Below are 12,510 nucleotides of genomic sequence, written 5' to 3'. Positions count from 1 at the left end.
GCGGCGATATAGATGTGCGTCGCCAATGATCGAGGGAGATCAGCGGCCAGCGAAGCCACCCGCAACACCACAGAGTTGCGAATCATCGATGTCGAGGGCGTCATTGCTCGTGTTGCTCAGGAAGTTCTCGACGATCGCCGTCTGGAAGCTCGATGAAACGGCGTTGAAGCCGTTGCCCCGTACGATTGATGCGAAGCTGGCGTTTGTATAGTGGTCGGTCAGGAAATCCAAAACGGCCTTTGAAACATCCGGGTTGGCATAGCATTGGCTGAGGATGATCTGACTCGTCCCCGAAACAGGGTAACCGGACGCAGGATTGGCGAGGCTCGTATAAGCAGCGCCAGAGACCGGCACCCACTGGGTCGGATCGGCAACGGCAGTCGCGGTGGACGGCGGAGCGATCGAGCCCAGCGCGGTCGTCGCGTTCCCTGCCGTCGGCGCGTAGTACGTGCTGTTCTTCGAGTTACACGGATGGAAGAACGACGGCGTGTTGCTCAGGAACGCGTTCTGGCCAGCGCCGGAGTCAACCGATTAATAGTGAACGTTGCTTCGCTGGTGCCGAACAGACCGATTTCGGTGGTCGTGCTGCTGATGTTGCCGAGCATCGGTGCAACGATCGACGAACCGCCGCCTTGCACGAGAGGCCCTGCGGCCGTCGCAGCCGATGCGCCGATAGTCGAGATGGTGAGAGCCAGGACCTGACAGATTTAGCGCTTGCTGGATTTCATTAGAATTTCCTTGAATGAAAACAGTCGCTCAAAAAAACCGCGCCCCGATCTTCCGGGGCGCGGCGATACAGATTTGTGCTGTCTGCGGTTGAGGCAGATTAACGGCCGGGGTAGAGGTTCGCAGTACCGCAGAGTTGCGAGTCGCCGATATCGAGCGAGTTGCCGCTCGTGTTGCTCAGGAAGTTCGCGACGATTGCCGTCTGGAAGTTCGACGGGACGGTGTTGAAGCCGTTGCCCTGCACGATCGATGCAAAGCTGGCGCTCGTGTAGTGGTCGGTCAGGAAGTCGACCACGGCCTTCGAAACAGCTGAGCTGGCGTAGCACTGGCTGACGATGATCTGGCTCGTACCCGAAACCGGGTAGCCGGATGCCGGGTTGGCGAGGCTCGCGTAAGCCGTGCCGGAGACTGGTACCCACTGGGTCGGATCGGCAGCAGCAGCAGCGGTCGACGGCGGAGCGATCGAGCCAAGCGCAGTCGTCGCGTTTGCCGCCGTCGGCGCGTAGTACGTGCTGTTCTTCGAGTTAAACAGGCTGGCTACAGCAAGCGCCGGCGATGCAGTCGAGCTCGACGGTGCGAGGAACGTGTTCGCATAGTCCGGGCTCAGGTAGGCAGCAGCGGCCGGGGCACCTGACGAGCTTTGCAGCGCGAGCAGAGCCGTGCGGACACCACCACTACCCGTTGCGCCCACGAAGTTTGACGGCACGCCCGACGGGAATGCGGTCGTGTTGGCGAACGTCAGTGAATCGACGAACGTGACACCGGTGGCTGTGTTCGTCGAGTTGCAGACGTTTGTATTTGCCAGATGGCGCGTCAGGAGTTCGCTCGTGCCGCTGCTGTCAGCGCGGTAGACCACCGTAATCGGCTTGCTAGTCGTGCTGTAGGCAGAGCCGGTTTCGGGATTGATGACGGCATTCCAATCCTTGATCTTGCCCGAGAAGATACCGCACAGATCATTGTCATTCAGCGAGATGCTGTGTGCCTGGCCCGGGGTCGTTTGCGGCGTGGCCGTGCTGGTGACAGCCGGCGCATTGATCACCGGAATCGTGATCGCCGTGACGATGTACGGAATCTCGATCACCGGACCATCGGTGGTGCCGAGAGTGCTGTTGTTATAGTTCGTGACCTGTGCCGTCGTAAGCGCAGCATCGCTGTTCGCGAAGTCGACCGTGCCTGTGACACCCGTACCGAAGAACGACGGTGCGTTGCTCAGGAATGCATTCTGACCGGCGCCGGAGCCGACCGAGTAGTACGTGAACGTTGCTTCGCTGGTGCCGAACAGGCCGATTTCAGTTGCCGTGTTGCTGATGTTGCCGAGAGTCGGTGCGACGAGCGACGAACCGCCGCCTTGCACGAGCGGGCCGGCAGCCATTGCGGCCGATGCGCTGATACTCGAGATGGCGAGAGCCAGAACCTGGCAGATCTTGCGCTTGCTGGATTTCATTAGAATGTCCTTAAACGAAGATAAAGGGAAAATCTGTTACCTGTAGCTGCGACCGGATGCTGGTTTGGCCGCCGGATTACTTTAGGTGAGAATTGGAAAGAAATTATGAAGTTTTCGTATCGAATGCTACGGAACATTTTTGTGATTTTATTTAAGTTCGTATGCTGAAACGATGATCGATGTATGAAAACGATATCGGTGTGAATTGATGGGAGCGCATCAACCTGCGCTGGAGCGCCGCGCCAGTAAGGACGGTGGAAAGGCCGCCATCGGGAAGCGTCGCACCTGGTGCGACCCGGACTGCATTTGTGCGGCAATTTGATGGCAAATGCTACGAACCATTCCTGTCATATGCCAAAGACGTTACCGTCCCGCAGCCGGCTTGCTTACTCCCAATAGCCAGGATTGAATGAATAACGCCAGGTGAATACCATCGGCGAAGATGTTTATATCTGAATATTCATGTGGTTGAATAAAGAATGCACGAATTGAATTCGCAGGCCGCCTGAAGAAATATCGCAGAACTTCTGATATGCAATGGATGCTGAAGCCTTGGGGGAGACGGCTCGAAGCCGCGACCCGAACTTCCGGGCCGCAGCGATACCTACGTGCGTTGTTTACGATCGCGACAAATTAACGGCCGCTGTACACAGGACCACAGAGTTGCGAATCACCGATATCGAGCGAGTTACCGCTCGTGTTGCTCAGGAAGTTCGCGACGATTGCCGACTGGAAGTTCGACGGAACGGTGTTGAAGCCATTGCCATGCACGATCGACGCGAAGCTGGCGCTCGTGTAGTGGTCAGTGAGGAAGTCGACAATAGGCTTCGAAACGGTCGAACTCTTGTAGCACTGGCTGAGGATGATCTGGCTCGTACCCGACACCGGGTAGCCAGATGCCGGGTTGGCGAGGCTCGTGTAAGTCGTGCCAGAGACCGGTACCCACTGGGTCGGATCAGCGGCGGCAGTCGCGGTGGACGGCGGAGCGATCGAGCCCAGCGCGGTCGTCGCGTTGGCCGCCGTCGGCGCGTAGTACGTGCTGTTCTTCGAGTTAAACAGGCTGGCCACAGCAAGCGCTGGCGATGCAGTCGAGCTTGACGGTGCGAGGAACGTGTTCGCATAGTCCGGGCTCAGGTAGGCAGCAGCGGCTGGGGCGCCTGACGAGCTTTGCAGCGTGAGCAGAGCCGTGCGGACCCCGCTGCTACCCGTTGCACCGACGAAGTTTGACGGCACGCCCGACGGGAACGCGGTCGTGTTGGCGAACGTCAGTGAATCGACGAACGTGACGCCAGTGGCCGTGTTCGCCGTCGTGCAGACCGCGTGCAGATGGCGCGTCAGGAGTTCGCTCGTGCCACTGCTGTCAGCCCGATAGACGACGGTAATCGATTTGGGCGTCGTGGTGTACACAGAGCCGGTTTGGGGGTTGATGACAGCGTCCCAGTTCGTGATCTTGCCTGAGAAGATCCCGCACAGGTCATTGTCATTCAGCGAAATGCTGTGCGTCTGGCCCGGCGTCGTTTGCGGCGTGGTCGTACTCGTGACAGCCGGCGCGTTGATTACCGGAATCGTGATCGCCGTGACGATGTACGGAATCTCGATCACCGGACCGTCGGCGGCGCCGAGAGCGCTGTTGTTATAGTTCGTGACTTGTGCCGTCGTAAGTGCGGCATCGCTGTTCGCGAAGTCGACCGTACCCGTGACGGTTGTACCGAAGAACGACGGCGCATTGCTGAGGAACGCGTTCTGGCCGGCGCCGGAGCCGACCGAGAAGTACGTGAATGACGCTTCGCTGGTGCCGAACAGGCCGATTTCGGTGCCTGTCTTGCCGATGGCGCCAATCGTCGGTGCAACGAGCGACGAACCGCCACCTTGCACGTTTGGACCTGCAGCCATCGCCGCCGACGCCCCAATACTCGAGATAGTAAGAGCCAGAACCTGACAGATCTTGCGCTTGCTGGATTTCATGAGAATGTCCTTAAACGAAGATAAATGGGAATTCTGTTGCCTGTAGCGCGGCGACCGGATACCTGGCCAACCGCTGAATTACTCTAGGTGAGATTTGGAAAGGGATTATGAATTTTTAATAGCAATGAATCGGAACATTTTGGCACTTCGATTTTAATCAGTGTTCAGTGGCGGTAATCGTTGCGGGTTGATAAATTTCAAAATGAAAGAAAGGCAAACCCTGTATGGACAAGCGCCGCCACCAGCAAGGAAAGTAGCTGGAATTCGACGTGTGCGTAATTTTCAGAATTTCACTCCAGAGTCAATTTGATGGCAAATGTTACGGACCATTTCTATCGAGCTGTGATAATCGCAATCATTCTTGAATTAACCAGCCCATTCTCAAGAGGTGGATCGATCGATTAGAAAATCGCGAATATAGATATGTAGATGTTTAAACATGCAACCGTTGCATCTGATTGAATAAAACAACCGCAATTTTCAATTTACTGAACACCCGCAAAAAATGTTACTCAACATCCGTCACAATTCTGATCCACTTCGCTGCTTAGTCTTGCCCCACCGCTAGAACGCTAAAACCCAAGTGACCCACGTGACGGGAGGCTAAAGATGTCGGCGTTTCGCTACGAAGCAGTCAACCCCACGGGCAAGATGCTAAGAGGCGTGCTCGAGGCCGACAGCGCGCGCGCTGGTCGCGGCCAGTTGCGCGCGCAAGGATTGACACCGATCGTCGTCGAGCTAGCTGCATCGCGCCTGCACGGCGAGCGCAGCCAGCGTCTGGCGCTCGGCAAGAAACTCTCGCAGCGTGAACAGGCCATCGTCACGCGACAACTGGCAAGCCTGCTAATCGCAGGTCTACCGCTAGACGAAGCGCTTTCAGTGCTGAGCGACCAGGCGGAACGCGACTATATCCGCGAGCTGATGGCCTCGATTCGAGCGGAAGTAGTAGGCGGCCATTCGTTCGCGAACGCACTGGCGCAACATCCACGCGATTTCCCCGACATCTACCGTGCGCTCGTCGCAGCGGGCGAGCACACCGGCAAGCTCGGTCTCGTGCTGTCGCGACTCGCAGACTACATCGAACAGAGCAACGCACTGAGGCAGAAGATCCTGCTCGCGTTCACCTATCCCGCGGTCGTCACGATGATCGCGTTCGGCATTGTCACGTTCCTGCTCAGCTACGTGGTGCCGCAAGTCGCGAACGTGTTCACGAGCACGAAGCAGCAGTTACCGCTCCTCACAGTGATGATGCTTGCGCTGTCGGGTTTCGTGCGGCACTGGTGGTGGGCGGCGCTCGCAGGTGCCGCGATGACAGCATGGATGGTGCGCAAGATACTGTCACAACCACGCCCGCGGCTAGTATTCGACCAGTGGCTGCTCACCGCACCACTCGCGGGCAAAATCGTCCGCGGCTACAACACGGTGCGCTTCGCAAGCACACTCGGCATCCTGACCGCAGCCGGCGTACCGATCCTGCGCGCGTTGCAAGCCGCAGGCGAAACGCTAAGCAACCGCGCAATGAGCGGCAACATCGACGATGCAATCGTGCGAGTTCGCGAAGGCACGTCGCTCTCTCGCGCACTCGGCCATACGAAAACGTTTCCGCCAGTACTCGTACACCTGATCCGCTCAGGCGAAGCAACCGGCGACGTAACAACGATGCTCGACCGCGCCTCCGACGGCGAATCACGCGAACTCGAACGCCGCACGATGTTCCTCACGAGCCTGCTAGAGCCGCTACTCATCCTCGCAATGGGCGGCGTAGTTCTCGTGATCGTGCTCGCAGTGATGATGCCGATCATCGAACTCAACAGCATGGTCCAGTGATGCAAAACCCAACGCCCAAAAGCGCGAGGACCCGGCGCAACCAGCAATCCGGCTTCACGCTACTGGAAATGATGGTGGTGCTCCTGATCGTGGGCATGCTCATCGCCGTCGTCACGCTGATGCCGTCGAGAAACCGCCGCACCGATCTCACCGAAGAAGCGCAGCGCCTCGCCAGCCTGCTCGAGTCGGCCGGCGACGAAGCCCAGGTCCGCTCGGCGCCGGTCTCCTGGCAACCGATGGGCGGCGGTTACCGTTTCGCCCAGCGCGCCGAAGACGGCAAATGGCAACCGATGACCGACGACCTTTTCAAACCGCATCGCTGGGGCGCCGAAGTAACGGCCGTATCGATCCGCTACACGGACGGCGCGGCAGTCTCACGCGTAGTACTCGGCACGGAGAGCATGGAAGTGCCGGTCACGATCGCATTGTCGTCGGGCACAACGCGGGTGCTTGTAGTCGGCACAGGCATCGGTAATTTCATCGTACGAACGCCATAACACAGCGCAAGCACCAGCAGCATCTACCGTTTTTTAAAGCACCTCCTCGCCTCTACGTCACTAGGCTGTCACAGTCTTTTCCTATTGTTGGACGTTCGCTTCTGACTGGCGCCATTTCACCGGGGCGGTGCCATCCGGCAGGGCGTGGCCTCGCAGCCTCACTATCCGACGATTGACTCATGAGACGTTCATGGACGCCGAACGGCGTCCTGGCGCTAATCGCATGCCTGTTGTTTACCGTCTTGACCACACGCTGCGCCGAAGCACAGGAAGGGGAGCGGGACAGTCATCCGTCCGCGGTGCATTTCGATCTGCCCGCCCAACCTCTGGCTCAGGCATTGCAGGCTTTCGCGCACCTGACGGAACTGGTTGTGCTCGCACCTACTCCGTTGCTGGAAGGGCGCACGAGTGCCGCGGTGAGCGGCGACTTCACGCCGCGCGATGCACTGGAGCAGATGCTGGTGAGTACGGGACTGCACGCGGAATTCATGGGTCCGGACGAGGCGATCATCGCGATGCAGCCGGCCGAACCGGCAGCACCAGTAGCCGACAGCGCGGCGGCGAGCGCCGTGCAACCGGACGACGGGATCGGCGCGAACGAGGAACAAAGGAATTACGCGGGACTGCTGCAGGCGCGTCTAACCGATGCGTTGTGCGCGCAGCCAGCGGCTGTGCCGGGCAACTATCGGCTCATTGCACAGCTACGTATTGACAACAGGGGGGCGGTGGTGGCGGTCAATATGGTGGCATCGAGTGGCCTTGCGTCTCGCGACGCTGTAATCGTGCGTGCCATGCGCGCGCTGAAACTCGATTCGGCGCCGCCGCGCGATTTGCCGCAGCCCGTCACGATCTGGCTGCGTCCGGTGGATGGCCGCGTGCATATCCGTTGTCCACAAACCGGCGCGGGGAACTAGCCGGTCATGTCCGATACCAGTCGTTCCCAGCTCAGGCATATCCTGGCGTCGCGCTACACGTACCTGGTCCGGCGGCTCGAACGCGTGACCGGGTCGAAGGACGGTGCCGCCGACGCGCTGCACGAAACATGGCTGCGTCTGGAAAGCGCGAACGTTTCCACGCAGGTGGCGAACGCCGACGCGTATATTCTCGGCATGGCGAACAACGTCGCCATCGATCAGCATCGCCGCGAGCGACGTCATACGCACGAAGACGATGCCGACCCGCAGTTCGAACAGCACGACGAACTGGCCGATCCCGAGCGCATCGTGGCCGCGCGACGCAAGGTGGACGATCTGAAGGAAGTGCTGCGTGGCCTGACGCCGCGCCGTCGGGCGATTCTGCTTGCCGCGCGCGTGGACGGGCAGTTGAATCGCGAGATTGCCGAGCGTTTCGGCATTTCGCTGCGTCTCGTGGAAAGCGAGCTCAGTGCTGCGATGAAGTATTGTCTGCAGCGTATGCAGGACCCGGGCGAGTCGTTCCCGGATTCGAGAAGCGGACCACGCAAATTTTGAGCATCTGATGATGAGGAAAGCCGAGGTCGATTCTGCAGCCAGCCACGCGCTCGATGAAGGGAGCGCGTGGCTGTTGCGCTTGCGCTCGGAAAAGAATGTGAGCCCTGCGGATGCCGCGGCCTTCCAGCAATGGTGTGTCGAGCATCCGCAGGCAGCAGGTTTGCTGCGCGATACATGGGGTGCGTTGGGCACCGCCGCGGCGGAAGTGGCGCGCGAGGAGCGCGCTGCGGGCACCGCATGGACGGGCGAGCCGAGCCGCACCGTCGCGATCCGTACCGGCCGGCGCGCATTCGTCGGCTTCGCCGTTGCAGCCGGCGCATCGTGGCTCGCGCTTCGTCCGCCGATGAACCTGTGGCCAGCGGTGACCGATCTCTCGTCGGACTACCGGACGGGCACCGGCGAGCAGCGTCGTGTGACATTGTCTGAGCGCGTGACGGTCGAGATGAACACGCAGACGCGACTGGACGTTCTGCCCGTGAGCACCGCCACACGCGGCGTAGAACTGCTGGCCGGCGAAGCGGAAATCAATGCGGTCGCTGCGTCGCCGACGCGGGCCGAACCCGCGCGGCTCGTCACCGTCGTCGCGGGACCGGGCCGGATGCAGGCGCAGGTCGCACGCTTTAACGTACGGCGCACAGGCGATGAGGTTTGCGTCACCTGCATTTCGGGTTCGGTTGCGCTCGATCATCCGCGCGGACGTGTGATGCTCGCCGCCGACGAGCAGGTGGTCTACGACGATCGCGCGGTACGGCCCGTGTCGCGCGTCGATCCCGGCGCCGTGATTGCGTGGCGTCGCGGTGTGCTCGTGTTCAACGGCGTGCCGGTTTCCGAGGTCGTCGACGAGATCAATCGCTACCGGTCGGGGAAGGTCATCCTTCGAAACGCCGCGCTTGGCGAGAATCGTCTGCAGGCGCAGTTCCCGATCACGCGGCTCGACGATGTGATCGACATGCTCGGCCGGCTCTACGGTGCGCATGTGACGAAGTTGCCCGGAAAGATTGTCTTGCTGAGCTAACTCGCTTTCAATGGCGGTGACGCTGGCGTTATACCAGCCGCATACTCATCGCCTTACCCATCGGCGATTTCAGCCGATCCGGGCTACGGCAAAGATTTCATCGATCACAGCACTTGCCGCTGCTGCGTCGTTATATCTGCGGGTTACGCCCGTTCCATACGACTTGTATACGAGAGCCGACGATGTTGTCGCTACGATATGCGGCCGGCATAAGCCACGTTCGCAGATGTGCACGGCAATGCACAGCATGGCGACGTCGTGGATTCGCTACGGGATGCGAGGGCGTCCGTTGCTCCAGACGGAGGCGTAATGACGACGAAAGCTTCACGGCCTGGGCCGGCCTGCTTCGACGCGCAGTCGACCGTCGAGGACATCCGCGCGGAAACACGCGAGGAGATTCGCGAGAGCGCCATCCGCTGGCTGCTCTGGTTGCGTTCAGGTAACGCAGGCGAAGCCGACTTCAAGGCGTTTCGGAAATGGCGAACACAAAACGCGGAGCACGCGCGGGCGGCACACGAAGTTGCGTGGGTCTGGCGCATGCTCGGGTTGCTCGCCCGCAAGGAGCGCAGCGCGCGTGACGAAAGATCCTCCCGCACGTATTCACATCCACCCGCCGACGAAAAACCACGTGTATGTTCGCGCTCGCCACGCGAGGGCCGGGTGCGCTCGTATTGAACGGTCGGTGGGCGACCCGCGACCCGCACCGCCTTGGCACGCGCCGCACCAACTCGTCAAAACAAACATCGAAACAAACGTCGAAAGAAAATATGCGGGTTAAGCGTGGTCGCTACGACCTAGTTTATGTGAGACGAATTTGTGTGGCGTCGCTTGCGGGCCGGATCGTACGCGGTGTCCGGCACTTTTAAGCTGGCGTTATCAGGAGCGGGATTCCGTCCGGGCACTCGCGCGGGCAGCGTTCCAGGTCGCGTCAAGCGGATCGTCGGTACTGTGGTAGGGCTCGAGCAGAAACGGAAAACGCTCGACGAACGATGCGGTTTTTCGCAAGGCAACGATATGGTTGACCGTCCATTGCAGCAAATCGCTTCCTTGCCGGATCTGCTCCGCGCTCCAGTTGGGCATCGTGGCAAACAGTTCGGCAAAGCTGCTCCAGCGCGACGCACGGTCATTGCTAGCCGGCTTGAGATAGGTATTCATGCAGATGTCGTCGCTATCGGTCATGACGCCGACGAACAATCCATTCAGGCCCGGCACACCAACCTGTTGCCATTTCTCGGCAAGCGCGAGCGGGCGCATCACGCGGGCCAGCACGAATGCCACGCTGGTTTCGTGTCCGATCTCATCAACCGACATCACGCCATTGCGTTGCATGCATCGCGCGACGGCATGCGGTTTGATCACGCTGCACGCGAAGCTGCGCAATACGAGTTCCGGCACGGTGACCTGCAACTGGAATTCGCGCAGTCCGTGTTCGGCGCTCATCGTCGAAAAGTTCACGAACAAACCTTCAATCTGGCCGAGCACGCCGACATAGGGATCGATGCCGAGCCGCGCGAGCTTCGGCGCGACCTGCCGCTCGAGCAGCCGCAGCAGGTTGCGCCGGTTGCGCGTGCCGGTGAAGTTGTCGAGACACGTCGTGATGATCGCGCTGACTTCTCCGCGACGCTCTTCAGAAAACATCCGGGGAGACCGGTTCAGGTCGAACCTGGCGCGGCCGCGGGCCACGCGTGCATCTACGAACATGCAGGGTCCTTAGTGGGCTCGAACTGGCTGGGGCGAGGATAGCACGCAGCAAAACGAACAGCGTGACGACATAAAGCGAGGACGGGTGACGTACAGGCAAAACACAGGCGGGGCAGGGATAGTCGCGGCGATTCTGCCGCAAAGCGGCGTAACCTGGGGGATCCGTGGAAACGCTTTGCCAAACAGCGACGAGGCAATCACGTGATACGCACAATTATGGAACGATTTGTCGAGCATAGCCCGATGGCAGTCATGGCCAGGCTCGTCATGCAATGCGGGCTGCACGCGGAGTGGCTGGACGATTCGTTTGAAAGAGGCGAGGAACAGGACTGCGAGGCGACGCGCGAGCAGCTTTTCTCGATGACGGCGAAGGCGATGGTTGCGATCGCAACGCCTGCGCAGCGCACGCATCATTTGCCCGCGGGCACATCCACCGAGTTCGGCGCGCTCGTCACGTCGCTGCACGACAGGATGAGCCGTCTTCAGAGCGGATGGAGCAGGGGGCTCGTTAAGGAGAGCGCCGCTTTGCTGGTGCCTGCCGCCTTGCCGCGCGCGGACCAGTCGCCGTCGACGGTTACCGGTTACCGGCTCAGGGTGCTGGATGGCCGCCGGATGCCATTGGGCATGCAATGCACGCCCGGGCCTGAAGGCTGCACGCATGTCGTCGCGGGTAATGATGCCGGACGCGATGTAACGCCGCAGCCGCGCATGCTGCCCGTCTACGATCCGGATCTCGGCATGATCGTCGATCTCGTGCCTTGTGAGCGCGGCCATATTCATGAGCGTGCGTTCCTCGGGGCGTATCTGGAGTCGCTGCAACCGGGCGATTTGTGGATCGTCGACGGCCGTTTCAATACCAACGCGATACTTTCGGGCTGGCCGCGTCGCGGTAGCGCGTTCATCGTGCAGGAACATGGCTGCGCTGCTGCGTACCGCGAACTCGATGCACCGCGCGAAACGGGGCAGCTCGACGATGCTCCGGTGTTCGAGCAGACCGTTGGCATTGACGATGGGTGCGGTGCGTCGCTGGTTTTCCGGCGGATCGAATGGCGTCGTAGCGGCGTCAATTCCGCTAACGATGCGGACGCAACCATCCGCATTCTGACGAACGTGCCGGCTTCGCATCTCGACGCGCTGCAGATTGTCCGTCTGTCCTGCCGGCGCTGGAGCGACTCATTGCCGCTACCGATGGATGCGCTGTTCGACTGCGCGATGGCTGCCGCCGTACCGTCGCGTGCAATGCCGCTAGCCAGCAGCATCGTCGCTGTGGCCTACAACGTGCTCAGCGTGATGCTAGGTGCGGTGCGAAGCACGCTCGCGCTGGATGCCCACGATCTCGAAGGGCTGCCGTTACATATCTCCACCGGCATCGAAGCGGCCTACGGCGGCATGATGATCGCGCTGCCGCCCGAGAACTGGCGGCGCTACGATCAGCTGCCCGCAGCGGAACTGGGTCAGATCGTGCGGCGTCTCGCCGTGCACATCGACCCGCGCAGCGAGCGCAGAAGACGACAGGAAAACAAGCTGTCGGCGAAATCGCAGGCACGACTGCGCGCGGGCACGGTAGAACGCCTTCTTCATGGCGACATGGAGCTCGATGCGCTGGGTCCGTTCCGGCTACCCACCATCGCGATGGCAACACGCGACTTCAGCAGCAATCCATCCAAGGCATTGCGGCATGCCGGCGAAGCGCTGGTGATGGTCACGAAATACAACCGGCCAATCGGGCTGCTCGTCTCGATCGACAACTGGAACCGTCTGCTCGGTGAAGTGCGTGAATCGAGTCTCGACCGACTGTCGCTCGACTATGCGGCGTTTGCGCAGATGACGGGGCCTGCCGCGTTCAGCGAGCCTTCGCTGAACTAA

Annotated in this window: 11 protein-coding genes; 7 read left to right on the top strand and 4 right to left on the bottom strand. The window is 60.5% G+C overall.

Annotation, left to right across the window (positions count from 1 at the left end):
* Positions 1-39 precede the first annotated feature (39 nt).
* The 3 genes from FNZ07_RS34050 to FNZ07_RS12050 form a co-directional block, all read right to left on the bottom strand.
* Positions 40-354 carry a hypothetical protein gene (locus tag FNZ07_RS34050; protein ID WP_245811299.1) on the bottom strand — a complete coding sequence of 105 codons (315 nt, stop codon included), beginning with the start codon at positions 352-354 and terminating at the stop codon, positions 40-42.
* Between the two features lie 472 nt (positions 355-826).
* A complete protein-coding gene (locus tag FNZ07_RS12055) occupies positions 827-2,170 on the bottom strand; it encodes a substrate-binding domain-containing protein (protein WP_091006587.1) in 1,344 nt (447 codons plus the stop codon).
* A gap of 633 nt (positions 2,171-2,803) precedes the next feature.
* A complete protein-coding gene (locus FNZ07_RS12050; RefSeq protein ID WP_091006585.1) occupies positions 2,804-4,135 on the bottom strand; it encodes a substrate-binding domain-containing protein in 1,332 nt (443 codons plus the stop codon).
* Positions 4,136-4,744: 609 nt separating this feature from the next.
* On the opposite strand from FNZ07_RS12050, the gene gspF reads away from it, so the two are divergent.
* The 6 genes from gspF to FNZ07_RS12020 all read left to right on the top strand — a co-directional run bounded on the left by gspF (position 4,745) and on the right by FNZ07_RS12020 (position 9,618).
* Entirely contained in the window at positions 4,745-5,962 is a 1,218-nt protein-coding gene (gene gspF / locus FNZ07_RS12045; RefSeq protein WP_091006583.1) for a type II secretion system inner membrane protein GspF, read from the top strand.
* Positions 5,962-6,459 (top strand): type II secretion system minor pseudopilin GspH, encoded by a 498-nt coding sequence (gspH, locus tag FNZ07_RS12040; protein WP_091006581.1) that lies wholly within the window; start codon positions 5,962-5,964, stop codon positions 6,457-6,459. The genes gspF and gspH overlap by 1 nt, the downstream gene beginning before the upstream one ends.
* A gap of 179 nt (positions 6,460-6,638) precedes the next feature.
* Positions 6,639-7,373: a secretin and TonB N-terminal domain-containing protein gene (locus FNZ07_RS12035; protein ID WP_091006579.1), complete on the top strand. Its 735-nt coding sequence runs from the start codon at positions 6,639-6,641 to the stop codon at positions 7,371-7,373.
* A 6-nt stretch (positions 7,374-7,379) separates the two neighbouring features.
* Positions 7,380-7,928, top strand: coding sequence for an RNA polymerase sigma factor (locus FNZ07_RS12030; protein ID WP_091006577.1), 549 nt, complete (start codon positions 7,380-7,382; stop codon positions 7,926-7,928).
* A 7-nt stretch (positions 7,929-7,935) separates the two neighbouring features.
* On the top strand, positions 7,936-8,943 hold the full coding sequence (locus FNZ07_RS12025; protein ID WP_091006575.1) for a FecR family protein: 1,008 nt from the start codon (positions 7,936-7,938) through the stop codon (positions 8,941-8,943).
* Between the two features lie 309 nt (positions 8,944-9,252).
* Positions 9,253-9,618 (top strand): FecR/PupR family sigma factor regulator, encoded by a 366-nt coding sequence (locus tag FNZ07_RS12020; RefSeq protein ID WP_091006573.1) that lies wholly within the window; start codon positions 9,253-9,255, stop codon positions 9,616-9,618.
* A gap of 201 nt (positions 9,619-9,819) precedes the next feature.
* On the opposite strand, the gene FNZ07_RS12015 is transcribed toward FNZ07_RS12020, so the two are convergent.
* On the bottom strand, positions 9,820-10,644 hold the full coding sequence (locus FNZ07_RS12015) for a hypothetical protein (RefSeq protein ID WP_091006571.1): 825 nt from the start codon (positions 10,642-10,644) through the stop codon (positions 9,820-9,822).
* A 252-nt stretch (positions 10,645-10,896) separates the two neighbouring features.
* On the opposite strand from FNZ07_RS12015, the gene FNZ07_RS12010 reads away from it, so the two are divergent.
* A complete protein-coding gene (locus FNZ07_RS12010) occupies positions 10,897-12,510 on the top strand; it encodes a type II toxin-antitoxin system Phd/YefM family antitoxin (protein WP_245811298.1) in 1,614 nt (537 codons plus the stop codon).

This window comes from Paraburkholderia megapolitana, from assembly GCF_007556815.1.
GTDB classification, from domain to species: Bacteria; Pseudomonadota; Gammaproteobacteria; order Burkholderiales; family Burkholderiaceae; genus Paraburkholderia; species Paraburkholderia megapolitana.
This window is presented reverse-complemented; position numbering and strand designations above follow the sequence as displayed.